19 protein-coding genes and 1 tRNA gene are annotated in these 25,581 nt (G+C 69.6%); 6 read left to right on the plus strand and 14 right to left on the minus strand.

The genetic code is table 11. The features are described 5' to 3' along the window. Positions 1-49: 49 nt before the first annotated feature. From tolB to GQ57_RS06750, 4 genes are all read left to right on the plus strand, one after another. Positions 50-1,345, plus strand: coding sequence for a Tol-Pal system beta propeller repeat protein TolB (tolB, locus tag GQ57_RS06735; protein WP_031399577.1), 1,296 nt, complete (start codon positions 50-52; stop codon positions 1,343-1,345). Between the two features lie 17 nt (positions 1,346-1,362). Further along, a complete protein-coding gene (gene pal / locus GQ57_RS06740; RefSeq protein ID WP_031399578.1) occupies positions 1,363-1,875 on the plus strand; it encodes a peptidoglycan-associated lipoprotein Pal in 513 nt (170 codons plus the stop codon). A 19-nt stretch (positions 1,876-1,894) separates the two neighbouring features. Next, positions 1,895-2,644 (plus strand): tol-pal system protein YbgF, encoded by a 750-nt coding sequence (gene ybgF, locus GQ57_RS06745; protein ID WP_031399579.1) that lies wholly within the window; start codon positions 1,895-1,897, stop codon positions 2,642-2,644. 113 nt (positions 2,645-2,757) lie between these two features. Further along, a tRNA-Lys gene (locus tag GQ57_RS06750) sits at positions 2,758-2,834 on the plus strand. Between the two features lie 175 nt (positions 2,835-3,009). On the opposite strand, the gene GQ57_RS06755 is transcribed toward GQ57_RS06750, so the two are convergent. The 10 genes from GQ57_RS06755 to yiaA form a co-directional block, all read right to left on the minus strand. Beyond that, a complete protein-coding gene (locus GQ57_RS06755; RefSeq protein ID WP_052001110.1) occupies positions 3,010-3,420 on the minus strand; it encodes a DUF3592 domain-containing protein in 411 nt (136 codons plus the stop codon). A 67-nt stretch (positions 3,421-3,487) separates the two neighbouring features. Beyond that, complete coding sequence (locus GQ57_RS06760) at positions 3,488-5,827, minus strand: hypothetical protein (RefSeq protein WP_152603207.1); 2,340 nt, start codon at positions 5,825-5,827, stop codon at positions 3,488-3,490. Positions 5,828-5,914: 87 nt separating this feature from the next. Continuing rightward, positions 5,915-7,054 (minus strand): beta-propeller fold lactonase family protein, encoded by a 1,140-nt coding sequence (locus tag GQ57_RS38105; RefSeq protein WP_160257504.1) that lies wholly within the window; start codon positions 7,052-7,054, stop codon positions 5,915-5,917. 44 nt (positions 7,055-7,098) lie between these two features. After that, positions 7,099-8,046, minus strand: coding sequence for a fatty acid desaturase family protein (locus tag GQ57_RS06770; protein ID WP_034197454.1), 948 nt, complete (start codon positions 8,044-8,046; stop codon positions 7,099-7,101). Continuing rightward, positions 8,043-8,660: a phosphatase PAP2 family protein gene (locus GQ57_RS06775; protein WP_034197499.1), complete on the minus strand. Its 618-nt coding sequence runs from the start codon at positions 8,658-8,660 to the stop codon at positions 8,043-8,045. The genes GQ57_RS06770 and GQ57_RS06775 overlap by 4 nt, the downstream gene beginning before the upstream one ends. Further along, on the minus strand, positions 8,657-9,814 hold the full coding sequence (locus GQ57_RS06780; protein WP_034197455.1) for a hypothetical protein: 1,158 nt from the start codon (positions 9,812-9,814) through the stop codon (positions 8,657-8,659). Before GQ57_RS06780 ends, GQ57_RS06775 begins: the two co-directional genes overlap by 4 nt. After that, complete coding sequence (locus tag GQ57_RS06785; protein ID WP_052001121.1) at positions 9,811-10,548, minus strand: hypothetical protein; 738 nt, start codon at positions 10,546-10,548, stop codon at positions 9,811-9,813. Before GQ57_RS06785 ends, GQ57_RS06780 begins: the two co-directional genes overlap by 4 nt. Further along, the gene (locus tag GQ57_RS06790; RefSeq protein WP_034197456.1) at positions 10,545-11,561 is read right to left on the minus strand and encodes a hypothetical protein; all 1,017 of its coding nucleotides are present in this window, start codon (positions 11,559-11,561) and stop codon (positions 10,545-10,547) included. Before GQ57_RS06790 ends, GQ57_RS06785 begins: the two co-directional genes overlap by 4 nt. A 66-nt stretch (positions 11,562-11,627) precedes the next feature. Continuing rightward, positions 11,628-12,692: a glycosyltransferase gene (locus tag GQ57_RS06795; RefSeq protein ID WP_034197457.1), complete on the minus strand. Its 1,065-nt coding sequence runs from the start codon at positions 12,690-12,692 to the stop codon at positions 11,628-11,630. A gap of 133 nt (positions 12,693-12,825) precedes the next feature. Next, positions 12,826-13,269 carry an inner membrane protein YiaA gene (yiaA, locus tag GQ57_RS06800; RefSeq protein ID WP_031399589.1) on the minus strand — a complete coding sequence of 148 codons (444 nt, stop codon included), beginning with the start codon at positions 13,267-13,269 and terminating at the stop codon, positions 12,826-12,828. Between the two features lie 308 nt (positions 13,270-13,577). Here yiaA and GQ57_RS06805 point away from each other — a divergent pair, with 308 nt between their 5' ends. Further along, the gene (locus GQ57_RS06805) at positions 13,578-13,907 is read left to right on the plus strand and encodes a carboxymuconolactone decarboxylase family protein (protein ID WP_031399590.1); all 330 of its coding nucleotides are present in this window, start codon (positions 13,578-13,580) and stop codon (positions 13,905-13,907) included. A gap of 214 nt (positions 13,908-14,121) precedes the next feature. Next, positions 14,122-14,955, plus strand: a complete 834-nt coding sequence (locus tag GQ57_RS06810; RefSeq protein ID WP_031399591.1) for a class II glutamine amidotransferase — start codon at positions 14,122-14,124, stop codon at positions 14,953-14,955. A gap of 13 nt (positions 14,956-14,968) precedes the next feature. On the opposite strand, the gene GQ57_RS06815 is transcribed toward GQ57_RS06810, so the two are convergent. The 4 genes from GQ57_RS06815 to GQ57_RS06830 all read right to left on the minus strand — a co-directional run bounded on the left by GQ57_RS06815 (position 14,969) and on the right by GQ57_RS06830 (position 25,578). Continuing rightward, on the minus strand, positions 14,969-15,643 hold the full coding sequence (locus GQ57_RS06815) for a GNAT family N-acetyltransferase (RefSeq protein ID WP_034197458.1): 675 nt from the start codon (positions 15,641-15,643) through the stop codon (positions 14,969-14,971). Then, on the minus strand, positions 15,640-16,968 hold the full coding sequence (locus tag GQ57_RS06820) for an aminotransferase class I/II-fold pyridoxal phosphate-dependent enzyme (RefSeq protein ID WP_034197459.1): 1,329 nt from the start codon (positions 16,966-16,968) through the stop codon (positions 15,640-15,642). The genes GQ57_RS06815 and GQ57_RS06820 overlap by 4 nt, the downstream gene beginning before the upstream one ends. 64 nt (positions 16,969-17,032) lie before the next feature. Next, positions 17,033-17,950 carry a UDP-3-O-acyl N-acetylglycosamine deacetylase gene (locus GQ57_RS06825; protein WP_034197460.1) on the minus strand — a complete coding sequence of 306 codons (918 nt, stop codon included), beginning with the start codon at positions 17,948-17,950 and terminating at the stop codon, positions 17,033-17,035. Further along, complete coding sequence (locus tag GQ57_RS06830) at positions 17,947-25,578, minus strand: type I polyketide synthase (RefSeq protein ID WP_034197461.1); 7,632 nt, start codon at positions 25,576-25,578, stop codon at positions 17,947-17,949. Before GQ57_RS06830 ends, GQ57_RS06825 begins: the two co-directional genes overlap by 4 nt. Positions 25,579-25,581 lie beyond the last annotated feature (3 nt).

Below are 25,581 nucleotides of genomic sequence, written 5' to 3' on the forward strand. Positions count from 1 at the left end.
CTGTCTCTGCGGTTGCGCAGCGATTCAAGTCATACGGGAAGCAAGAAGCATGAGTTTGATGACAAAGCTAGGTTTCAGGGCACTCGTGGCCTCGTGTCTGATTACGGCGGGCAGCGCCGCTAACGCCCAGGTCAACGTGCTGATCACCGGTGTCGGGTCGACCCAGTTCCCCATTGCCACGGCGAATTTCACGAACGAGGCGAACCTGCCGCAGCAGGTCACGTCGATCGTCCGCTCCGACCTCGCCCGCAGCGGCAAATTCACCAACATCGACGCAGGCAGCACGCCCGTCCCCGAGACCGCATCGGTCGATCTCGGCGCGTGGAAGGCCAAGGGCGCGAACGCGTTCGTCGCCGGCAGCGTCAACCGCGAGTCGAACGGCCAGTACAAGGTCAACTTCATCCTGTACGACACCGTGAAGCAGCAAAGCCTCGGCGGCCTGTCGTTGACGGCCACCGACACCACGCTGCGCACGGCCGGCCACAAGATCGCCGACTACATCTACCAGAAGCTGCTCGGCGTGCGCGGCGTGTTCGCCACGCGGCTGTCGTACGTGATCAAGACCGGCAACCGTTACCAGTTGCAGATCTCGGATTCGGACGGCCAGAACCCGCGCATCGCGCTGTCGAGCACCGAGCCGATCATCTCGCCGTCCTGGTCGCCGACCGGCACCAAGGTCGCGTACGTCTCGTTCGAGCGCAAGAAGCCGATCGTCTACATCCATGACCTGCCGACCGGCCGCCGCTACATCGTGTCCGACCAGAAGGGCAACAACAGCGCGCCGGCGTGGTCGCCGGACGGCAACACGCTCGCCGTCGCGCTGTCGCTGACGGGCAACACGCAGATCTACACGGTCAATTCGACCGGCGGCGGCCTGCGCCGCCTCACGCAGAGCGGCTCGATCGACACCGAGCCGTTCTACTCGCCGGACGGCCGCTGGATCTACTTCACGAGCGATCGCGGCGGTGCGCCGCAGATCTACCGGATGTCCGCGCAGGGCGAAAGCGCCGGCGGCGCGCAGCGCGTGACCTTCACCGGCAGCTACAACACGAGCCCGCGCGTGAGCCCGGACGGCAAGCTGCTCGCTTATATCTCCCGTACGGGTGGGGGCTTCAAGCTGTACGTGCAGGATCTGCAGACCGGCGCGGCGAACGCCATCACGAATACGAATCGCGACGAATCGCCGAGCTTCGCGGCAAACGGCCAGTACCTTCTGTACGCCACCCAGTCGGGTGGTCGCAACGTTCTGGCTGCAGTGCCCTCCGACGGCAGCGCGCCGCCGCAAATCCTGTCCGTCCAGGGCGGCTCCGTTCGTGAGCCGTCGTGGGGGCCCTTCATGCAATGACCACAAGGAGAGTAACCATGATGTCGAATAAAGCTCGTCTGGCCTTGGCCGTGATGATGATCAGCGCGCTCGCAGCGTGCAAGTCGGGCGTGAAGCTCGACGAAAACGCGAACAACGCGGGCGCGGTCAGCACCCAGCCGAGCGCCGACAATGTCGCGCAAGTGAACGTCGATCCGCTGAACGACCCGAACAGCCCGCTCGCGAAGCGCAGCATCTACTTCGACTTCGACAGCTATTCGGTGAAGGACGACTACCAGCCGCTGATGCAGCAACACGCCCAGTACCTGAAGAGCCACCCGCAGCGCCACGTGCTGATCCAGGGCAACACCGACGAACGCGGCACGAGCGAGTACAACCTCGCGCTGGGCCAGAAGCGTGCGGAAGCCGTCCGCCGTGCGATGGCACTGCTCGGCGTGTCCGATTCGCAGATGGAAGCCGTGAGCCTCGGCAAGGAAAAGCCGCAGGCAACGGGTCACGACGAAGCATCGTGGGCGCAGAACCGTCGCGCCGACCTCGTCTACCAACAGTAAGTAACGGAAGAATCGCCGTATGACGCACCGTGTATCCTGGCTGCGCATTGCCGCAGCATTCTGCGTCGCCGGCGCGGCGTGGTCGGCCGCGCCGGCGCACGCCGGCATGTTCGACGACAACGACGCGCGCCGCGCCGTGCTCGATCTGCGCAGCAAGAGCGACAACCTGGCCAGCCAGCTGTCGGCCGCCCAGCGGACGATCATCGATCAAACCGGCCGTATCGACCAGCTGAACCAGCAGGTCGCGACGCTGCGCGGCGAGAACGAGGACCTGACGAACCGGCTGACGACGCTCGAGCGGCAGCAGAAGGAGTACTACCAGGATCTCGACACGCGGCTCAAGAAGTTCGAGCCGCAGCAGGCGACGATCGACGGCGTGGAAGGCACCGTGCAGCCGGGTGAAACCGACGCGCTCAGCGCGGCGCAGCAGCAGTTCCGCAACGGCAACTTCAAGGCGGCGGCGGCTTCGTTCCGCGCGTTCATCGCGAAGTATCCGCAGAGTCCGTACCAGCCGACCGCACAGTACTGGTACGGCAATGCGCAATACGCGCTGCGCGACTACCGCGGCTCGACTGCAACGTGGCAAGGGATCGTCAGCAAGTTCCCGCAGCACCCGCGTGCGGCCGATGCGCTCGTGGCCATCGGCACGAACCAGCTCGAGCAAGGCCAGAAAGCGGCCGCGAAGAAGACGTACGAGCAGGTCGTTTCGCAGTATGCCGGGTCGAATGCAGCGCAGACGGCACAGGGCAAGCTCGAAACCATCAAATAATTATGGCGGCGGGTTGTTGACAGACCAATAACCCGCCACTATAATCTTTTGCTCTTCGGGTCGCAGCCAAGTTGTTGAGGCAACGACCTGACAGTGACAGGTTTCAAGAACGTGGGGTGGTAACTCAGTTGGTTAGAGTATCTGACTTTTAATCAGAGAGTCGAGGGTTCGAGTCCCTCCCACCCTACCAACTATCTTCGATAGTGCAATCAAAGCCTCCCCTGCGGAGGCTTTTTTGCGTCTGTCGCCTGGTGCAGCCGGGCTCGGCAGTGCGAGCACGCGTTCGAACCAGGCACGACCCGCCAGCCCCTTGCACCCCGCCCTGCCGGAACTCGCGCACCATCGGCTGCAAGCCCGCCGCGCGCTCAACCGCGTCCGGTCCCGCCGGCCCGCGAAAGCAGCGATTGGCCCGTCAGGCCGGCATAAAGAAGCGCGATCGTGAAAGCGATCGCCATCAGCGAATCGAGCCAGTTGTTCGTGAACGTATCGACTTGCGCGGTGATCCGCGGCCTGGCCGGATCGTAGCGAACCGGAACGGTATCGCCGACCTCCGTCGACACGAAGCTCCCCGGAAACGATACGCGCTCGCCGCTTCGCGTCACGAACTCGATCTGCGGGTGATGTGCGCCGTGGTTCAACCGGACGACCGTCCCCTGGACGGCGACCGATGTCCGCATGAAAGCAAGTTGCTCGTCGATTGACGTCACGCTCCAGAACGCCGCGAGCGCGCCGAGCGCCAGCGCAACGCAATTGAATCTGCGCGCTACGCCGGCCATCAGGCCTGCCACGTCCGGACGACGCACGGCCCGCCCGCCGGCGGGCAGGCGGCAATCGCCCCGGCGATCAAGGCTGACGCCCGCTCGCCGCCACGGCCCCTTCCGCCGTCGCTGCCGCCACCGGCACCTGGGCCGCCGCCGCGCCCGGCGCGCGCAACCGCACGATTCCCTTCTCCCCGACTTCGACAAGCAGATCGCCCTGCGGCGTGACGGCCATGCCCGCCGGACGATTCAGCGATCCCGGCAGTGCGCCCGGCCGATTGCCGCGCAGCCCGAGCTGCCCGGCGATCACCGCCGCGTCGCCCCGCGCGTCGATCCGCAACACGGTGTGGTTGCCGCTGTCGCTCACGTAGACGTTGCCGTTCGCATCGGCCGCGATCCGGTCGGGCATGCACCACGTCCAGTCGCAACTGATCAGGTTGTTCGTCAGACGGTCTTCCTCGTCGCGCGACTTCGCGCCGGCAAGCGCGCCGTAGTACGCGTGCTCCGCGGCCGGCCACGGCCCGGGCAGGAAATGAATCCGGTGAGCGCCGGTCGCGGGGTCGATCTGCCAGACCACGTCGCGACTCAGCACGTACAACTGCCCTTGCGGTCCGATCGCCAGATCCTCGTAGCTGCCGGGCCGCCGCCTGCTCGCGACGAAACGCTCGACGTCTTCGCGTGGAATCTTGTACTGCTGCGCCTCGCGCGCCACCGTCGTCACCGTTCCCGTCGAGAAATCCAGCCGACGGATGCTCGCACCGGTGCCGGCCACATAGGGACTGTCGTCGAGCACGTACAGCCGGCCATCGCGATCGAAACGCAGGTAGCGCGGCCGCCAGAAGGTCGCCTGCGCGAACGGGCCGTCGACCCGCGTCTCGTCGCTGGCCTTGCCGCTCACGGTCTGCACGTTGCCCTGCGGATCGATCCGCCGGATCAGCGCGTTGCCGCTGTCCGCGACATAGAGGTTGCCCGCCGCATCCAGCGCGAGCCCCGACGGATAGCGGAAACGCGCGTTCAGCCGCGGCCCGTCGGCGCGCCCCTTGTCGTCGGGTGCACCGGCCCACAGCTCGCCCTTGCCGTCCGGCGCGATCCGGTAGATCGCGTCGTCGAGCCGGTCGACGTAGTAGATCGTACCGTCGGCGGCAATCGCGAAATCGTCGTCGACCGAACCGGGCAGGCGGACGACCTTCGCGTCGGCCGTTTCGGCCGCCGGCAACGCGTCGCCGCTGCCGCTCAGCCCCGCGTACGCGAGCAGGCGGCCGTCCGGCGCCGCCTGCAGGACGACCTCGCCGCTGCCGGTCGTCACCAGCCGGCGGCCCGATCCGTCGACCGCCAGCGACGTCAGATCGCGATCGCCCGAACCGCCGCGACGCGACTCCGGCTGCGCGATACGCACGGTCGCGCCCGGCTTGCCGTCGGCGCCGACGGTCACGATCGACCGTGCGGTGGCCGCGATCATCCGCCCTGCGCCATCGAACGCAAGCGCAAGGTAGTCGGGATCGTCGCGCGTGTCGTTCGCTGCGGTGTTCTCGTCATGCCCGCTCGCCGGCGCGGCCCCGATGAACGGAACGCTGCCGGCCAGCGCCGCAACCGGGCCCGCTTCGGGTGGCACGCGCACGGCGGCGGCCTCGGCCGCGGCGGCTGCGTCGCTCGCGGCATTCGCGCCGCCCGGCGCATCGGCTGCCCCGCACGACACCAGTGGCGTGTAACCGGCGGGCGTTACGTGGCCGAACGTCTTGCCGTCGGTCATCCAGATCGCCCCGTCCGGGCTCGCCGCGATCGCGCGGATTCCCGCCGGCATGCAATCGCCGTCGGGCTGCTTCCATGTGGCCACCGAACCGTCGGTGCCGACGATGCGCAGATGGCCGGTGTACTGCTCGAGCGTCCAGAGCCGGCCCTGCCCGTCCAGTGCGATGACGTCCGGGTGATCGAGCTGCCCGACCCCGCGCGGACCGTCGGCATCGCCCGACTGGCCGGGCACGCCCGCGATCGTGGCAACCGTGCCGTCCGGACGGATCGCGCGCACCAGTGAATTGCCGGCGTCGGCCACGTAGACGGTGCCGTCCGGCGCGCGCACCGCATCGCCCGGCTGGTCGAAGCGCGCAACGGAAGACGCGCCGTCCCGATACGCACGCACGCCGCTGCGGCCGGCCAGCGTCGTCACGTGGCCCTGCGCATCGATATGCCGCACGGTCGACGCGTACTTGTCGGCCACGAGCACGCCGCCGTCGCGATCCGCGTGCAGCCGCAAGCCGCCGGCGAAACGCGCGGCCGCACCTGCGCCGTCGAGGTTGCCCTCCGAACCCGGCGTGCCGGCCACCCATTCGAGCGACGGCCCGCCTGCCAGCGGAACATTGCCGCATGCACTCAGCAGCACGGCCACGGCCGCGCAGGTGGCGATACGCACGCTGAATCCGTTCGTCATCCGGATCATCCTTTTCTCCTTGCCATTCCATTCATGCCCGCTGCCGGCACGCGCATCGCGCACTGCAAGCCGGACGATTCCCGTCGTTCACTCCGAAGCGGCCTGCGCGGCCGGCCGGCAGAACAGCTCGCCGCTGGCGGCCACATAGCCGGCCAGTTGCCCCGGATCGCGCACGTCGAACAGCGACACGCTGCCGTCCTGGCTCGCATTGAGCACCGCGAGCCGGCTGCCGTCCGGACTGAACGCCAGCGCGAGCGGCCATTCGCCGGTGCGGTAGGCGGCGCGCAGCATGCCCGTGGCGCGATCGGCAACCAGCACCGTGTTCTCCTGCGGCAGACTGAACGCCACCATGCGGCCGTCCGGGCTGACCGCGAGGTGATAGCTCGTCAACGCGCGGCAATATTGCGCGGCCTGGCGCGGCTTCAACGTGTTCGCGTCGTAGGCCGCGATACCGTCGCGAAACAGCGCGACCAGATTGCCCGAGCCCGGCTCGACCGCGAGGTCATACGCATCGGCATCGGGAATCGTGCCGACCTGCGCGCGCGTTTGCGTATCGAAGGCGTCGATGCCGCCCGCCACGCCGTTCGTCACGAACAGGCGCCGGCCGTCCGCGGACAGCGCGAGCGCCGCCGGCCGCCCGAACGGCTGATTGGCGGCGTTCCCGCCGCTCAATGCAATCGGCTTGCCGAGCGTGCGGAACGTCGCGAGATCGACGACCGATACGGAATTGGCGACCACGTTCAGCACATAGGCGCGCGCACCGTCCGGCGACACCGCGACGGCTTGCGGAAAACGCTGCACCTTCGCGACGCTGTCGACTTGCCCGCTGTCGAGGTCGAGCCTCGCCAGCGAATCGGGGCGCATCGAGCTCACGTACGCATGACGTTCGTCGGCGGCGATCGCGATGCCCGTCGCCCCCACGCCGCGACAGAAATTGTCGGGACAGCCGTCCTTCGGCGCCTTCGCCGGGCGATCGCCGAGATCGCGCATGCGCTGCCCGACCGCGACGTCGATGACCGCGACGGTGTTGTCGCCGTTGCTCGCGACGTACAGGCGCTTGCCGTCCGGACCGAACGCGATGCCGGCGGGGCCGTTCCCGACCGCAATGACGGCGGGCGCCCCGGCCTTCGCGGGCGCCGTCTGCGCGGCCGCACCGGCCGCCAGCACTGCGAGCGCCACGGAAAGCGCCGCCCGATGCAGGACCCGCGGCTTGAAATCGACTCTCACTGGCTTGCTCCTGGAAATTGGAAAACACCGCGCGACGGGACGCATCAGCGCACGCTCACGTCGCGCAGCACCGCACCGTATCCCGCGTACAGATTGCCGTCCGGCAGCAACCGCCGCTGCGCGAGCTGCCGGTGCACGACCGGCAACTGATGGAACGGCATGCGCGGGAACAGGTGATGTTCGATATGAAAATGAATCGCGTGCGGGCCGAACAGGAACGTCTGCCACGAACGCCGCGCAATCGTGCGCGCGTTGCGGCTCTGGTCGTCGCCGGCCGGCAGCCCCGCGTGCTCGAAGATCGCGCGCACCTGCCCGGCGAGCGGCAGCAGCGTGACGGACGGCACGATCCATAGCCCGACGTACAGCAGCGGATGTCCGGCGAGCGTGAGCGCGCCCAGCAACACGCCGTTGCCGGTCAGCATCGTTGCGACCTCCCACACGGCATACGCGCGCGACTTCCCGACCTTCGGCAACGCATGCGCAAACTCGCCGCGCGCGAGCTTCACGACGCTCGTCACGTAGCCGATCCCGCATGCGTACGCGAGCAGGCGGCCGATCAGCCGCGCGCGCGTCACCGGATAGTCGTGCACGCCAAACAGCAGCGCCACGGGATCGTCCGGCTGCATCGGCGCGCGATGGTGTTTCAGATGGCCCGCGCGATAGGTGCGCAGCGACAGCCACAGCGGGCCGGCCGCGAACAGTTGGCCCAGCGCGTCGTTGCAGCGCCGGTTCCGCGCCAGCAATCCGTGCGCCCCCTCGTGCATCATGACCGCGAGCGCGAGCTGGCTGCGCGCGATCACGATCGCGGCGCAGGCATACCCGAGCGGATGCGCGAACGCGACCGCCAGCGCGAATGCAGCGGCAATCATCAGCCAGTCGCCCGCCAGCGCCGCGCCGACGCGCAACGCGCTCACGCGAAACAGCGCGGCATCGGGCGCGAACCGAGCGAGCCCGGCATTCGACCCGGCAGGGTGAAGCAGGACATCCGTCACGCGAGCCCCCTGCGCAGCGAACGCCGTTCGACCCACAGCGCACTGACCGCCGCGAGCGCCACGCCGCCCAGCACGTCGGCAACCGTATGCTGCTTGAGCGTCAGCGTCGACACGCAGATCAGCAGGCCGATCGCCGCTGCCGCGCGCCGTTGCCGCTCCGCCAGCATCCGGCAGGCGAGACAGGTCACCGCGACATGCAGGCTCGGAAAGCCGTTGGCCGCGAGATCGAGCTGCCACATGCGCGCGAGGCGATGGCGCACGAACGCATTGCCGATCTCCGCGACGTCGGGCCGCGGCACGGCTTCCGGAAACAGCAGAAAGCAGACGACCCCGCACCCGAACGCGATCAGCACGGCGTCCCTGAACGCGGCGAACGCCGCCGGCCGCGCCTGCCCGGCAAGCGCGATCACGAACGGGAAGAAGCCGACATAGACGAACCACGACGCCGCGACGAACGGAATCCGCTCGTCGAGCGCCGTCGCAAACACGTAGCGCGGCGTGACGCCGCGCTCCAGCAGAAAGAAGATCGCGAGGCCGGCTGCCATGCCGAACGTCGCGGCCAGCATCTGGCGGATAGCGGCCCGACGGTCGTCTCGAAACGAAAGCCTGTTCATCGTCGCGCCGGTGCCTCGCATCGCGTATCCAAATCGCGTGCACGGGCCTGCAAAGGCAGCGCGAGGATGCGCGACGTCCATGCGGCCACGCGCGCACGCGCCTGTTCGCGGCCGGCGCTCGTCCCGGCCGGCGTGCCGGGATCGCGCATCAGCGCGGCGGCGGCCTGCCCGACCTCCCGCCGGAACGCGGCCGCGTCGCCGCGCCACGTGACGACGCGATGCACGAGCTGCAGCCGTGCCGCGCGCGCGGCGTTGCTCGCCTGCTCGGGCTGGTCGGACTGCACGAGCAGGATCGGGCGGCGATACACGCGCGCGATCGACAGCGCGGCCATGCCGGGCGCCGATACGATCAGCGGCGCGTGCGCGGCGCGCGTCGCCCAGTCGGCGTCAACGCCGCTCCAGCCGTCGTGCCCGGCGTAGCCCTCGCCCACGCGGTGTGCGGCGAGCCCGGCGTCGCGCATGCCGGCCGACAGTGCATCGGCGAGCGCGACGTCGCGAAAGTGCGGATTCAGATAAACGGCCGCGGCCGCCGGCTCGCACACCGGCGGCCCGTTCACGACCGGCACCGGCGTCGGCAAGCGGCAATGCGGGTGCGATCGCTGCGCGGCGTCGGCAACCTCGTACGCAAAATCGTGCTCGATGCGGCCCAGCGCCGAATCGATCTGCCAGTCGACGATCCGCGCGAAAGCGCGCGCCAGCACCGGCGGCAGCCGTGCATCGAAATTCGCGGTCAGCGCGCGGCGCAGGCTGCCGCCGTACACGTGAACGACACGGCGCCGCCAGCCCGGCATCGCGCCCATGAACAGCAGCGCCGGATGAAACGAATCGTTGATCACGAGCGCCGCATCGCGAACGAGCGTCCGCAGCCGCGCGATGTCGCGCAGCATGCGCGTCGGCCTGAACACGTAGTGCGCGACATTGCGATCGGTCGCGTCGCGCAGCATGTTCTGCCGTTCGTCGAACTGCACCGCGTAGTGACGGGACAGCACGGCCGCGTCGATGCCGAACGCGGCCAGGAACGCCTGCCCTTCATCGGACGTCGTCAGCACGTCGACCTGCGCACCGGCCGCGCGCAACGCATGCACGAGCAGTTGCGCGCGCATCAGGTGGCCGCGAGCATCGGCGGTCGCCAGATAGACGATTCGCGGCATCATGCGCGCGGGCGCAGCGACTGGAACCAGCCGGCCGCGTACATCGCCAGCGCGCCGCTCACGCCGAAACCGGCTTCGATCGCGCGGATCTCGTTCAGCAATGCGGCGAGATGCACGACCTCGGACGGCGCGACAAGCCGGCGCAGCGTGTCCGAGCACAGCCGGACGTGCCGCGTCTCGTCCGCGAGCACGCGCGAGAGCAGCGGATACAGCGGATGCGCGGCGCCGATCGTCGCGCAGTGGCGCGCGAGCACGCGCATCGCCATCTGTTCCGCGCACAGGCCGGTCGCGTAGGCCGTCACGAGCACGCCTTGCGCGAAATGCGGCGCGTGGCGCCGCGCGAGCCCGCGCCATCGCATGATCTTGCGCCGGCTCAGCCAGTCGGGCTCGTGCGGTCCGGTCGACGCCGCGACGCCGCGTGCACGCAGCGCATCGGCAAACGCGGCCGCGTGACGGCGCTCGTCCGCGAGATGCTGCTCGATCCGCGGCGCGAGCCAATCCGGCGGCTGTCCGGCCCAGTCCTCGTGCAACGCGCACTCGGTCGCTTCCTCGCCGATCAGGTAGACGCGCAGCATCCAGCGCTCGCCATGCGTGCTGCGATGCAGCCGCCGGATCGCGGCCCGCTTGATGCGATCGACGAGATACGCGCGCACCCGCGCCGCGCCGCGTGGCACGGGCGCATCGAGACAGCCGAAACGCGCGTCGTGCACCGCGGGCAGTTCGCCGGTCGCGATCATGCCGGCACGCCGCGCGCGGCTGCGGATTTCGTCGCGGCACCCGCGGCGGCGGCCGGATCCCGACGCCATCCGAGGATCAGGCCGACGAAGCTTTCCTGCATGAACGCATGCGCGGACGCGGACGCGCCGGCGAATGCCGCCTCGCGGCCGTTCACGCGCAGATAGCCGCTGCCGTCGCGCGCGCCGAATTCGATCCGGTCGTTCTTCCGGAAGCCGCGCTCGCGGATGTCCTTCACGAGCGCGCTGCCGTCGAGGCCGAACAGGAACAACTCGCGCTGCGCGACCCAGACCGGAATGTGATTGCTCAACGCATCGAAACGGATCGACCACGTGCCGGAGGCGAGCGCATGCCCGACGTCGGCGTCGCGCGGCGCATTCGACGTAAAGCTTGCGCGCGCAACCGACTTCGCCAGGCCGCTGACGCCGAGTGAGATCGTGATGTCGTCCGCGGACGGTTGCTTCGGATCGGTCGCACTGACCTGCACCAGATGGCGCGCAAGGCGCGACGCGAGCGACGGATGCGCGAACAGCGCCTGCGTTTCGTCCGGCGTGAGCACGTCGCGCTCGGCGTCGCCCTCCTTCACGCGCACGCGATACGGATCGATCCGCACATCGGTGAAGCGGCCGTGCACGGGTGCGTGGACGTACACGTCGCGGTCCCATTTCGCGCCGTCGCGGCGCAGCAGCACGTGCACGCTCAGCGGCACGCGCCGGCCGCTGGCGTCGATACCCGTGCCCTGCAGCAGTACGTCGCCGAGCACGTCCTGCGGGTGGCGCGTCGCGTCGCTCGAGAAAACGATCGCGCGTGCGTCGGTATCGATGCTCGCATGCACGTCGGGCGCATCGAGGGCGACGCGATTGCACTCCTCCGCAGCAGCGCTCGCGAACGGACAGCCGCTTTGCGACGCGAAATGGTAAATCCCGCGCCCCGCATGATCGACCGGCGCGGCATGGGCGCCGGCGCTGACGGCAAACAGGGCAAGACAGGCAATACGGGTGGCGAGTGAGGGCATGGTCGTCGTCGGAATGGATGCAGGGTGGCGGCGTATCGCGGCCGCGCCGCGAGGCGCGGCGGTGCTTCAATGACGGTGATAGGACAGTGCTTCGAGATCGCGCCGGGCCGATGCGCGCCTGCCGGGCCTGAAGCCGCGCACGAGCGCGCCGAGCGTATCGACGGCCGACGCGGCGATCGTGACGCCGACGGCCGCGAGATAGCGGCCGGCGCCCAATGGCGGCAACTGCTGGCGATCGAGCGCGCGCAGGCTGTAGCCGAGCCGCATGGCCATCACGCAGAACGGGCCGAGCGGGCCGCTGCGGCCGAGCCACTGCCACCCGCGCGGCAGATAGGCCCTCACGAGATACGGTGTCAGCCCGACGCTGTCCTCGCCGCGCATCCAGCGCAGCTTGAGCGATTCGCGATGCGTGTCCGGCAGCCGATGCTCGGTATGCGCGCCTGGCGCGAATTCGACGGCGACGCCGGCCGCCTGCATCCTCAGCCCCATCACCTGGCAATGCGCGCGATAGACGCCGTCGAGCGGCTCGTAGCGGAATTGCGCGAACACGTCGCGCCGGAACGCGACGTTGTTCGCGTAGAAGTTGCGCGTTGCGCCGTCGCGCAGCGGGCTCGGGAAATACATGAAATCGATCGACGTCAGCGCGGTGCCGAGCACGTTCGGCGCATAGCTGGTCCGCCCGGCCACCGCGACGGGCGCATCGTCGCCGGCGCGCGCGAACGGCGCCAGCAGGTGCTCGAGCCAGTCGTCGGCCGGCCGGCAATCGGCATCGCCGAACACGACGATGTCGCAGCGGTCCGCGTCGACGCGATCGAAGCCGTCGTTCTTCGCATCGTAGTAGCCGGTGCTCGCGCCGATCTCGACGAAGTCGACCGGGCGCCCCGCCAGTGCGGCGATCTGCGCGCACGCGTCGGCCGGCAAGCCGTCGTGCGTGATGATCCATTGCGCGAGTGCCGCGGGCGGCACGGTCTGCCTGGACAACGCCGACACGAGGCGCTTCAGGCTGTCGACAGCCTGCGCGAGGCCCGCGCCGCCCCGCAGGTTGTTCGTCTCCAGCACGAGCGCGGCTTTCGGCGCCACGGCACGGGCGGCCGCGCACGTGCCCGGCGCGGCTTCTGTAATGTCTGCCATTCGGAATATCTCCATCGTCATGCGCGACGGCATGGATGAAACGATCGGGCGGGCAGCCCGGGGGCGCACCGGCCAATGCGGAGCGACCGTCGTCACGCAGCGGGCGGCCTCGCGGGCACCCGCTTCGCGGCCGTCACTCCTGGACGGACGACGCGGAATCGGCTTCGCTGTAGCGCGGCTTTGCGCTCTGCAGGTCGCGCGTGTTCTTCTGCACGGCCACCGAGCCGAACAGCGCGAGCACGAACGACATCGCATAGAAGCCCTTCTCGCTCAACTGCAACGTCGCGTTGACGAGCCCCACGATCAGCAGCGCGATCGACAGCAGCAGCGCGATCCAGCTGAGGCCGAAGTAGATGGCGGTGACGGGAATGCCTTCCGCGCGGTCGCGGACGGTCTTCTGCAGCGAGATCGCCGCATAGAGGCCGAATACCAGCACGGTGAAGTAGTAGCCCTTCTCGTTGAGCTGCATGCCGGCATTCCAGAGCCCGATCAGGAACGCCGCGAAACCGGCGAGCAGCGCGGCCCACGACGCGGCCACGAACGCGAACGACGGCTGCTGGATGGTGGTCTGGTTCATTGCTTTGCCCTCTCTTTCTTGTTGTTCGAAAACGTTTTCGTTGAGTTGCGTTTCGCGCATGGTAGCAGCTTTGACACCCGCAAAGACGGCAACGCCCACAGTCTTACATTTCGCGCTGTTGCATTTCCCGCTGCGCACGGCGGCGGCCCGGCGGCAACCATTGACCCAGGGGCAGCAATGACGCGGTTGCGCAAAAAATTCACGCGCCGGCGTATCGAAACCCTCCGCGCGAACGATCAGAATAGCCGTGCATCGCCCGAGATCGCGGCACCCGCCGCACTCCTCACCACTTCTCGAAAGGACGCATCATGCTGAACTGGAACGAATACCGGAAGGAACTCTCGACGCGCATCGGCGAGATCGCCAAGCTGTCGCCCGATACGCTGGCCGGCTACAAGGCGCTGTCCGGCGCCGGCGCCAAGACGGGCCATCTGGACGCCAAGACGCGCGAGCTGATCGCGCTCGCCGTGGCCGTCACGACGCGCTGCGACGGCTGCATCGCCGTGCATACCGCGGAAGCCGTCAAGCATGGCGCGACGAAGGAGGAAGTGGCGGAAGCGCTCGGCGTCGCGGTGGCACTGAACGCGGGCGCCGCGCTCGTCTATTCGGCGCGCGTGATGGACGCGCTCGGCGACTGAACCTGACGGCCGCGGCGCTGCCCGCGCGCGGCGGCGCCCGGCTGCATGGCTGCATGGCTGCATGGCCGCCCGGTTGCGCCTCGCGCATCCGGGCGAACGAGGTATGAAGATTGGCCGGCGTACCTGCCAGAATGGCCGGCCGGGCGCGCACGGGCACGGACGCGTCGCAAAGTCGGCTACCATGCGCGGAGGATCCATCGCGAAGGAGCGCTCCATGTGCCGCTGGCTCGCCTACACGGGTAATCCGATCCACCTCGAGACCGTGCTGTTCCGTGCGAAGCATTCGCTGATCGACCAGAGCCTGCATTCGGAGCTGGGCGCCACGACCACCAACGGCGACGGCTTCGGCATCGGCTGGTACGGGCGCCCCGACGAACTGCCGTTCCGCTACCGCTCCGTGCATCCTGCGTGGAACGACCGCAACCTGCGCGAGGCCGCACGCGCGATCCGCTCGCGGATGTTCATCGCGCATATCCGGGCGGCCACCGACACGCCCGTGCAGGAAACCAACTGCCACCCGTTCCGCCACGGCCGCTGGCTGTTCGCGCACAACGGGCTGATCCGCGACTTCCACAAACTGCGCCGCGACCTGACGATGAAGGTCGATCCCGCGCTGTTCCCGACACTCGAGGGCTCGACCGATTCCGAGCTGATGTTCCGCCTTGCGCTCACGTACGGCCTCGAGCAGACGCCGCTGCCCGCGCTCGAGCGGATGGCCGGCGTGGTCGAGGAAACCGCCGCGCGGCATCGGGTGGCCGATCCGCTCAACATGACGATCTGCGCGACCGACGGCGAACGGATCGTCGCGGTGCGCTATTCGAGCGAACGGCAGTCGCGCTCGCTGTTCCACAGTACGTCGTTCAGGCACCTGCACGAGCTGTATCCGCACAATCCGCGCATCGCCGAGGCCGGCGACGACGCGTTCATGGTCGTATCCGAGCCGCTCGTCGACCTGCGCGATGCATGGGAGGAAGTGCCGGAGGGGATGGCGATCGTCGCCCAGGGGGCCGATGTGGAGCAGCGGCCGTTCAGTCCGCGGCACAAATGACGCCGCCGCGCCGTCAGGCGCGGCCCGGGAACCGCATCCTGATCGAATCGAGTTCGGCGGGCAGCCGGCGCGAACGGGCGCGCGGCCGCGGCAGCGCCGCGAACCCCAGCCGTTCGTACAGCGTACGAGCCCGCACGTTGCGGGTCAGCACGTCGAGCACGACGTCGCGGCCGCCGTCGGTCGGCAACGCGCCGGTATCGAGCGCATCGCGGAACAGCGCACTGAAGATGCCCGTGCCGCGCTGCCGCTCGTCGGTCGCGCAGTGCGCGACGAGGATCTGCGAGCGCTTCGGCGCCGGAATTTCCGTTTCCAGGATCAGCCCGCGCAACAGCTGGCCGATCGTGCGGCGCACACCGAAGAAGCGCCCGAGCGCCCACACGACATGCACGTCGTCGAACGTCGTCCGCCGCCCGTCGTGAATCGCCATCACCGCGAGCACGGCGCCGTCGTCGGCGACCGCGACACGATGCCGGCGCCACGAGAAGCGCCCGTGACGCGAGCGGAACGCCTGCTGCAGGAAGGCGATGCAACTCGCGTCGCTTTCGCCGAGAAAGAACCCGAATTCCGCCACGCCGGATGCAAACACGAGCGGCGCGCACGACGCCGCGTCGGCGGCATCGGCCGCGCGAAACCGCACGCGCTCGCCGGCGCGCGGGACCGCTTGCGCGAACGCGCCGGTCGATGTCATGCGCTACGCCCCGCGAGTCGCGACAACACGGCAACGGTCCGGCCGATCTGCTCCGGCGTATGCGTCGAGCAGATGAAGAAGCGCAGGCGAGCCGCCTTTTCCTCGACGGCCGGATAGAAGATCGGCTGCACGTTGATCCCTTCGTCGAACATCGCGTTGGCCCACTGCGCGGCCTTCAGCGAGCTGCCCGTGATCACCGGCACGACCGCGTAGCCCGCGCTCGTGCCCGTATTCAGGCCGGCGGCCCGCGCCTCGGTCAGGAACTGCCGCCCGCGCGCCTGCAACTGCGCGACGCGCTCCGGCTCGGCCTGCAGGCGTTCGAGCGCGGCCAGCGACGCTTCGGCGAGCGTCGGCGCCAGCCCGACGCTGTACAGGAACCCCGGGGCCAGATGGCGCAGCATGTCGACGAGAGGCTGGCAGCCGGCGATGAATCCGCCGCAGCCCGCCAGCGTCTTGCTCATCGTGCCCATCCACATGTCGACCTGGTCGGGCGCGACGCCGCAATGCTCGCGGATGCCCTTGCCGGTCGCGCCGAGCACGCCGAGCGAATGCGCCTCGTCGACCAGCAGGAACGCGCCGTGGCGCGTCTTCACGTCGACGAAGCGCTGCAGGTCGGGGAAATCGCCGTCCATGCTGTACAGCCCTTCGATCGCGATCAGCACGTGCCGGTATTCGCGGCGCACGCGCGACAGCAGTTCGTCCAGCGCCTGCCAGTCGTTGTGTGCGAAGCTCAACCGCTTCGCCCCGCTCAGCTGGGCGCCCTGCACGATGCTGTTGTGCGCCAGCGCATCGTGAACGACCAGATCGCCGGGGCCGAACAGCGCGCCGATCACGGTCACGTTCGTCGCGTGGCCGCTCACGAACGCGACGCAGTCGTCGGTCTCGTAGAACGCGGCCAGCGCGCGCTCGAGGTCGCGCTGCACCGGGCGCTCGCCCGCGACCATCCGGCTCGCGGATGCCGACGTGCCGTAACGGTCGATCGCGGCTTTCGCGCGCGCGGACACGCCCGGATCGCCGGCAAGCCCAAGGTAGTTGTAGTTCGCGAAGTTCAGGTACTCGCGGCCGCCGATCTGCGTCGTCGCACCGGCAACCCCGTCGTGCACACGGAAAAACGGCGAATCGACCCGCAATTTCTCGCCCATCTCGCGCATGATCCGAACCTGCTGATACTGCGGCATCGATTCGAAACGGCTGCGCGCCGATGCGGTCTGCGCCGCGAGCGAGGCGGGCACGCCGGGTGCCGCGGCAGCATCCGTCGCGCGCTCCAGTTGCCGTTTCAGCGCTTTCGCCGCCAGTTGCTGGCGCAGATGCTCTCCCAATGCCATTGCTTCCTTCGCTATATCTCGAAAAGACGCTATGTTACGCCGCGCATCATGAAAAAGCGTAGTGTCACGCGTCAGGAAACTCGGCCCACTGCCACGCATCGCGCTCGGCGAGCAGCGCGTCGACCAGCCGGAAATTCATCTCGTGGCTCGGCCGCCACGCGCTCACGTGCGCCAGCAGCGGCGCGCCGGCCAGTGCCAGATCGCCGACCAGGTCGAGCACGCGGTGCCGGACGAACTCCTCCGGCAGCCGCATCCCGCCCAGCACGCGATTGCCGACGATGGACGCGGTGCACGACGGCCGCGCGCCGCGCAGGATCGGCACCCCGCGCAGATAACCGGCTACGATCGCGGGCACGGCCCATTTCACGCGCCCGTACGAACGCGACGGCGCGATCTCGGTCGCGAATGCGGCCGGCGTCAGCGCACCATCCCAGTGCATGTCGCCGAAGCCGCGCAGATCGTTGTGCACGCTCAGTTCGTAACGCGGCGCCGGTTCGATCCGCATTTCGCGCCGCTGGTCGCCCGCGCCATCGGTAACGACGACCGGCCGCAACACACGGATGAAGCGTTTCGGCGCATCGAGCGCGACGCGGCCGCACGCGTGGATGGCGTCCACCCACGGCGCGGCGCTGCCATCGAGAATCGGCACCTCCTCCGCATCGATCTCGACAATCGCGTGATCGATCTCGCATGCGAGCAGCGACGCGAGCAGATGCTCGACCGTGCGCACGCCGACGCCGTCGGCATTGCGCAGCATCGTGCACAGCGGCTGGGCGCGGCGCAGCGCGGGATCGACCGGCAGCGTCGCGAGCGTGCGCCCCTGCGCGACGCGGCGGAACGCGATGCCCGTCACGCCGTCTTCCGGACGCGCGGGCAGGATCCGCACGGCCACCCGGCGCCCCGTGTGCAGCCCGTGGCCGTCGATCGCCAGCGGACGTGCCAGCGTGCCCTGAGTCGTCGCCCAGCCGGACGGCGCGCTCATCGTGCGACCTCGAACGTCGGCGCCGCCTGGCCCGCAACGGCCGCCGGCTGCGTGTCGAGCATCGCGCGCGCGTCGCCGCCGATCGCATGCTTCGCGGCGAGCGCCGCGACGGCTTCTTGCGCGGCATCGGTCGCGGCGCCGGCATCGGCAGCGGTCGCTGCGTCGATCGAATCGACGATGCGGCCGGCCAGCGTCGTCACCGAGGCGCCCTCCGCGATCGCCATCACCGACAGCTTGACCTCGAACGCCTCCTCGACCGCAAGGCCGAGCTCCATCCCCATCAACGAATCCATGCCCATGTCGAGCACCGACTTGTCGAGCGCGATCCGGTCCGGCGTCATGTGCAGGATCCGCGCGATCTGCCCTTGCAGCGTCCGGGCCACCAGCGCGATCGCTTCGTCGCGCGGCAATGCGAGCACTTCTTCCCGCAGCTGCGTGCCGCCGTCGCGCGCGTCGCCGCCCTTCGCCTGCGATTGCAGCAGCGCATACCGGCGCGCCTTCGCGGCAGGCATCCCGCGTGCAACGGCGTGCCAGTCGAGCCGGACCACGGCTTCGCCGGCCGCGCCCGCGACCAGCGCCCGCTCGAGCGCGACCATCGCCTCGCCGGACGTGATCGACGCGCCGCCGATCCGCGACTGCAACGCTTCGCGCGTATCCGCGTGGCGCGCCAGGAAGCCGACGTCCTCGAGCGGCCCCCAGGCCATGAAGGTGCCGGGCAATCCTGCCGCGCGGCGATGTTCGACGAGCGCCTCGAGGAACGTGTTGGCCGCGACGTAGTTCGACTGCCCCGGATTGCCCAGATAGGTCGTCGCCGACGAATAGACCACGAACAGATCGAGCGGCAGCGTGCGCGTCGCGCGATGCAGGTTCCATGCGCCGGCCACCTTCGGTGCCAGCACCGCGGCCATGCGCGCATCGTCGAGATTGCGCACGAGGCCGTCGTCGATCGACATCGCCGAATGCAGCACGCCCTTGAGCGGGCTGTCGCGGCGGACGATCGCGGCGATCATCGCGTCGACGGCAGTCGCGTCGGTCACATCGCACGACACGACGTCGACCGTGACGCCGAGCGTCTCGCGCCAGTGCGCGACTTCCTCGCGCGCCGCGGCAGCGAGTTCGCCGGAACGGCTCGCGAGCGTCAGCCGTCGCGCACCGCGCTCGACCATCCAGCGCGCGCTCGCGAAACCGAGCCCGCCCGTGCCGCCGACCACCAGGTACGCGCCATGCGGATCGAGCGCCAGCGAACCGGCACGCGCGCCGCCGCGAGTCGGCGCCGGCGTGCCCGACGGGTAGGTCACGAGTACCTTGCCGATCTGGCGCGCCTGCTGCATGTAGCGGAATGCATCCTCCGCCCGCTCGGCAGGAAACGCGCGATACGGCAGCGGATGCAGCACGCCGGCCGCGAACAGCGCCATCACTTCGCCGAACAGGCGTGCGGTCAGCTCCGGCAGCGCGCCCATCAACTGGTCGGCATCGATGCCGAAATAGCTGATGTTGTTACGGAACGGCCGCAGCCCGATATGGCTGTTTTCGTAGAAATCGCGCTTGCCGAGCTCGAGGAAACGACCGAACGGACGCAGCGTGTCGATGCTGCGCACCATCGCCTCGCCGGCAAGCGAATTCAGCACGATGTCGATGCCCTGCCCGCCCGTCAGCGTGCGGATCTCGTCCGCGAACGCGAGGCTGCGCGAATCGAGTACGTGATCGGCGCCGAGCAGGCGCACGAACTCGCGCTTCTCGTCGCTGCCGGCCGTCGCGAACACTTCCGCGCCGAAGTGGCGCGCAAGCTGGATCGCGGCGATCCCGACACCGCCCGCGCCGCCGTGCACGAGCACGCGCTCGCCGCGACGCAGACGCGCGAGTTCGACCAGTGCGTAATACGCGGTGAAGAACGTGGTCGGCACGGTGGCCGCTTCCTCGAACGACAGGCGCTCGGGTTTCAGCGCGATCGCCTGCGCGCGCGTCCTGACGCGCGTCGCGAACGAAGCCGGCGCGAAGCCGAGGATCGCGTCGCCCGGCGCGAACGCTGTGACGGCGTCGCCCACCCGCACGACCCGGCCGGACAGCTCCATGCCGATCGTCGCGCCCGCGAAGCCGGTCTCGACCGCTTCGTCGGACAGGAGCCCCATCGCATACATCACGTCGCGGAAATTGAGGCCGGTCGCGGCCGGCTCGATTTCCACCTCGTCCGCGCCCAGCGCGCTTTCCGGCAGCGCGAACCACTCGAGATTGCGCAGCGAGCCCGGCGCATCGAATGCGAGCACGGACGCACGGGCGATCGCGCGATCGTTGCGGGCCGCGGCCTGCACGGCCGTCAGCATGCGCGGCACCAGCCGCCCGCGTGCGCCCAGGACGACTTCCTCCTCGACGGCCGGGCCGGTCAGTTCGCGAATCAGCGCATCGGGTACCCGGTCCGCCGTCCGGTCGACGTCGATCAGCCGGCACGCGAGTTCCGGATGCTCGTTCGCCAGCACACGACCGAGGCCCCACAGCGTCGCCTGGTCCGGATGCGTGTTCGCGGTCCCGGCGAAGGGCGCGCCCCCGCGCGTGACGACGGTCAGCCGCGTGGCCGCGTTCGGTTGCGCACCGAGCGCGCGGACGAGCGCCGCAAGCGCGATCACGCCGTTGCGCTGCGCGGCCATCAGTGCGTCTCCCGCCGCCGATTCCGCCAGCGGCGCTTCCGGCGCGCAGAACACGACATGCGCCGGCTGCCCGGCCGGCAAGGACTCGATCGCGTCGGCCGCGTGCGCGATGTCCACGATATCGGCCGGATAGCCCGCACGCACCAGCGCATCGGCCAGCCGCCCGCCGAAACTGCCGACGGCATCCGGCGCGTGGATCACGAGCCATTGCTCGCTGCGCGCCAGCGTATCGAGATCGCTCAGGTCGCCGCCGCTTTGCGCGGCAACGGCACTCGCGGGATTGCGCGCGATGACGAAGGTCGGCGTGCCGTCCAGATCGAGCGATTGCTCGACGTGACGCGCGACGTCGACGTAGCCCGCGCGCTCGAGCGCCGCCTCGAGATCCGCCGGCGCCGGCGGCACGGGCGCGCCGGCTTCCGTCGACGAAGCCTGCTGCGCGCCGAACACGATGTCGGCGAAGCGGCCGCGACGCGACTCGGCGAGCAGCAGCAATCCGCCCGGCGCCAGCCACGACCGCATCACGTTCAGCGCGTCGGCCGCGTCGTGGCGCCCGTTCAGCGCCCGACTCGCGACGATCAGGTCATACGGCCCGGTTTCGTCGGCCGCCAGCGACAGCCGTTCGCCCGACTGCAGCGCAACCGTGCGCACCGCCGATTCCGCATCCGCGTCGAACCCGGCCAACTGGCCGGCCGTGGCTGCGATCGTGTGATCGCAGCGCGCCCCGGCGAGATGCATGCCGAGCGTCTGCAGCACGTCGCCGTCGGTCGCCCCCAGTTCCAGCACGCGCAAGCGGCGCGCCGGCTGCCACGCATCGACGGCCTGCTCGACGCTTGCCGTCAGCAGCGCATGCACGTGCTGCCAGGTCGGCGATGCGGCCAGGAGTTGCTCGACCAGGCTGTGCCCGGTCGGCGACAGCAATCGTTCGCCGTCCTTCGTACCGTTCAGCACGTCGGGCAACGCCGCGCCGCAATGCGCGAGCAGCGTCAGCTCGGCCACGTGCCCCGGCGATTCGGCCAGCAGCCCGCGCCACAGCTCGTCGAGCGGCGGCAGTGCCGCGCACGCCGCGTCGTCGCGCACGAGGCGCTCGCCGTCGCGACGCGCAAGCCCGTCCTCGATCAGCATGTCGGCAAGACGCGCGGCCAGCGCCGCGCGCCCGGCCGCCGGCTGCCACGCGCCGGCGAACGCGCCGAGCGACTCGAAAGCGCGGAGCGCATAGAGACTCGCCAGCACGTCGAGCAGCGGCAGGATTTCGGTCAGGTGCAGCGTGCGCCGGGCATCGTGCCCGGTGCCGTCGAGCCGCGCGACAGCCTGTGCGAGCAGCGCGTCGGGGGCAGGCAGACCGGCCGCGTCGACGTCGCCCGGCAGCGGCGTTTCCTCGAGGCGGTAGACGAAGCGCGCAGGCAGGTTCTGCCGGCGGCCGACCAGATCGACGCGCCGGAACCGGCAACCGCCGAGCCGCGCGACGATCGCGCCCTGTGCGTCGAGGAATTCGAAATGCGCGACGATCGAGTGCGGGCTGCGCCGGTCGATCCGCGCGAGCACGCGTGCCACGGTGTCGCCGCGCAGGTAGTCGACCCGGCCGATCTGCACCGGCACGTAAGCCGGATGCTCGCCTTCGCGCGCATGCGCGGCCAGCAACGCGAACAGCGGATGGAATCCGCTGTCCATCAGGGCCGGATGCAGCAGATAGGCGGAACGTGCCTGTGCGTCGCCGCATGCGGCAGGCGCGGCGACGTCGGCCAGTGCCGCATCGTCGTCCGCGGCGACCCGCACGGTGCGGACCCAGCGGAATGCCGGCCCGTAGCCCAGGCCGATGGCCGCCGTGTTGGCATACAGCGTGTCGCCGTCGGCGCCCGGCTGCGCGAGCAGGCGATCGAGCATGCCCGGCGGCACGACGCTCGCGTCGCCGAGCGTCGTGCCGCTTTCCAGCATCCGCCCCGTCACGTTCAGCGTCCATGCGCCGTCGGACATCCGGTCGCGCGTCTCGATCGTGAAGGTCGCGGTGCGCGGCTCGATCACGAGTCGGAACAGTTTCGCCTGCTGCGGCTGGAAGACCACCGGTGTACGGATCTCGACGTTTTCGAGTGCCGCATCCGGCGTATCGAAGAAGGTGCGTGCAGCGGCAAGCGCCATTTCAACGTATCCGGCGCCCGGGAACGCCACGCCGCCGTCGACGACGTGATCGGCCAGCATCGGCAGCTTCGCCGGATCGAGCTGGTTTTCCCACGCGAAGGCGTGCTCATGCAGGCGATAGCCGAGCAGCGGATGCTCGCGGCGGCGATTGACGAGGCCGTAGCCTTCGACGGTCGGCATCAGCCAGAAGCGGTCGCGCTGCCACGGATAGCACGGCAGCGCCACACGCGCTTCGCCCGGTGCGAAGTGGTCGGCGTCGACGCTCGCACCGTGTGCGATCGCCGCGAGAATCGCCTGCCGCAGCATCGCCGCGCTGCCGTGATCGCGCTTGAGCGTCGGCAGCGCCACGCCGGTTGCGCCGGCGGCCGTGAGCGCCTGTTTCACGTACGTGCGCAGGATCGAATGCGGCGAAACCTCGACGAACAGACGCACGCCCTGCTCGATCAGGTGCGCGATGCCGTCGCCGAAGCGCACCGGCTCACGGATATTGCGCCACCAGTAACGGGCGTCGAGCGCGTCGCCGGCAAGCGCGCCGCCGGTCACGGTCGACACGAACGTGCCGTTGCCCGGTTGCGGCCGCAGGCTCGCCAGTTCGGCGAGCACGACCGGCTCGATGCGGTCCATGTGACTGCTGTGGAACGCGTAGTCGAGATCCAGCATCTGGAAGAACTTGCCGCTGCCGCGCAGCGCGGCCTCCAGCGTCTGCAAGCCCTGCAGTTCGCCCGCGAGCGTCACCGCGTCCGGGCTGTTGATGCCGGCGATCTCGACCCGGCGCGCGAGCCCGTGGCGCGCGATCAGTTCGCGTGCCGCCGCGTCGCCGATGCCGACGGCCGCCATCCGGCCGCTGCCGCGCGTCATCGCCTGCGCGCGGCTGCGGATCTTGATCACGCGAACCGCGTCGACCAGCGACAGCGCGCCCGTCACCCACGCGGCGGCAATTTCGCCGACGCTATGGCCGATTGCCGCGTCGTAACGCATCCCGCGCGCGTCGATCACGCGGATCATGCCGACCTGGATCGCGAACAGCAGCGGCTGCGCGTTCTCCGTCGCGGCGAGCCACTCGGTGCCCGCGCCGGCCAGCCATTCCGCGCTCGGGCCGCCGCGCATCACGTCGACCAGCGACGGGCTGCCGTCGGCGCACCACAGCGCGTCGACTTCGTCGAGCGCCGCGCGGAAGACGGCGTTCTCCGCGTAGAGCTCATTGCCCATCCCGACCCACTGGCACCCGTTGCCCGAGAAGACGAGCGCGGTGCGCGCCGCGTCGGCCTGGGCGTGCCCGGTCGCCACGCATGCGGGCACCCCTTCCGGTGCCGGCCGGGCCAGCGCCGCGAGTGCCGCACGGCCTTCGGCCACGTCGGCCGGCGCAACGATTGCACGATGTTCGAGCCATTGGCGACGGCGGGCGGCTGCGGCGGCAAGCGCCTGCCAGTCGCCGCCGTTCTCGAGCGCCGCCAGATAGCGGCCCGCGAGCGCGCCAAGCGCGTTCGCGCTGCGCGCGGTCATGACGAGCGGGGACGGCGCGTGAGCCGGTTCCGGCGTGGCCGCCGGCGCCGCGCTTGCGGCCGGCGCTTCCGTCAGCACCACGTGTGCGTTCGTTCCGCCGAAGCCGAACGAGTTGACGCCGACCGTCAGCGGTGCATCGCCCGCATCGAGCGGCATGTAGCGATCGACGACACGCAGGCGCCCGCCGTCGAAATCGATGCCCGGATTCGGCGTGACGAAATGCAGCGAGCGCGGTGCCGCGCGATGCTTCAGGCACAGCACGGCCTTCAGCAGGCCGGCCATCCCGGATGCCGTCTCGAGGTGGCCGATGTTGGTCTTCACCGAGCCGATGAGCAGCGGACGGTCCGCCGGGCGCCCGCCCGACACGACGTCGATCAGCGCGCGCGCCTCGATCGGATCGCCGACCGCCGTGCCGGTGCCGTGCGCCTCGATATACGCCAGCGATTGCGGATCGATGCCCGCGCGCGCGTACACGCTGCGCAGCAAGGACGCCTGCGCGGATGCACCCGGCACGCTGATGCCGCCCGGCGAATGGCCGACCGAGTTCACGCCGGAGCCGGCGATCACCGCATGGATCGTGTCGCCGTCGGCGAGTGCGCGATCGAGCGGCTTGAGCAGCACGAACGCACCGCCTTCGGAGCGGACATAACCGTCGCCGGTCGCATCGAACGCGCGGCAGCGGCCGCGCGGCGACAGCATCGACGCCTTCGAAAAGCTGACGAAGCCGAACGGGTGCAGCAGCAGGTTGACGCCGCCGGCGAGCGCCATGTCGGCCTCGCCGGACTGCAGCGCCTTGACGGCCTGGTGGAGTGCGACGAGCGACGACGAACAGGCCGTGTCGACCGACATGCTCGGGCCGCGCAGGTCGAACAGGTAGGACACGCGGTTCGACGCGATGCTCAATGTGTTGCCGGTCGCCGAATACGGATCGATCGCGTTCAGATCGTCCATGCTGCGGCTGCCGTAGTCGGTACTCGCGACGCCGACATAGACGCCGCAGTTGCTGCCGCGCATGTCGGCCGGGCGCACGCCCGCATCCTCGAACGCTTCCCACGCGAGTTCGAGCAGGAGGCGCTGCTGCGGATCCATCTGGGTCGCTTCGCGCGGCGAAATGCCGAAGAACGCGGCGTCGAAGCCGGCGACGTTGTCGAGCACGCCGGCCGAGAACGTGTAGCTCTTGCCCGGTTCGCGCTTGGACGGGTGCTGGTAGAAATCGGTGCCGAAACGGTCGGCGGGGATTTCGGTTACTGCGTCGCGTTCGTCACGCAGCAGTTGCCAGAAGTCGCCAAGATTGTTAGCGCTCCCGGGAAACCGACAAGCTATCCCAACTATTGCAATCTTACTGTTCATCTT

This window comes from Burkholderia sp. MSh2 (assembly GCF_000731655.1).
Classification (GTDB): Bacteria; Pseudomonadota; Gammaproteobacteria; order Burkholderiales; family Burkholderiaceae; genus Burkholderia; species Burkholderia paludis.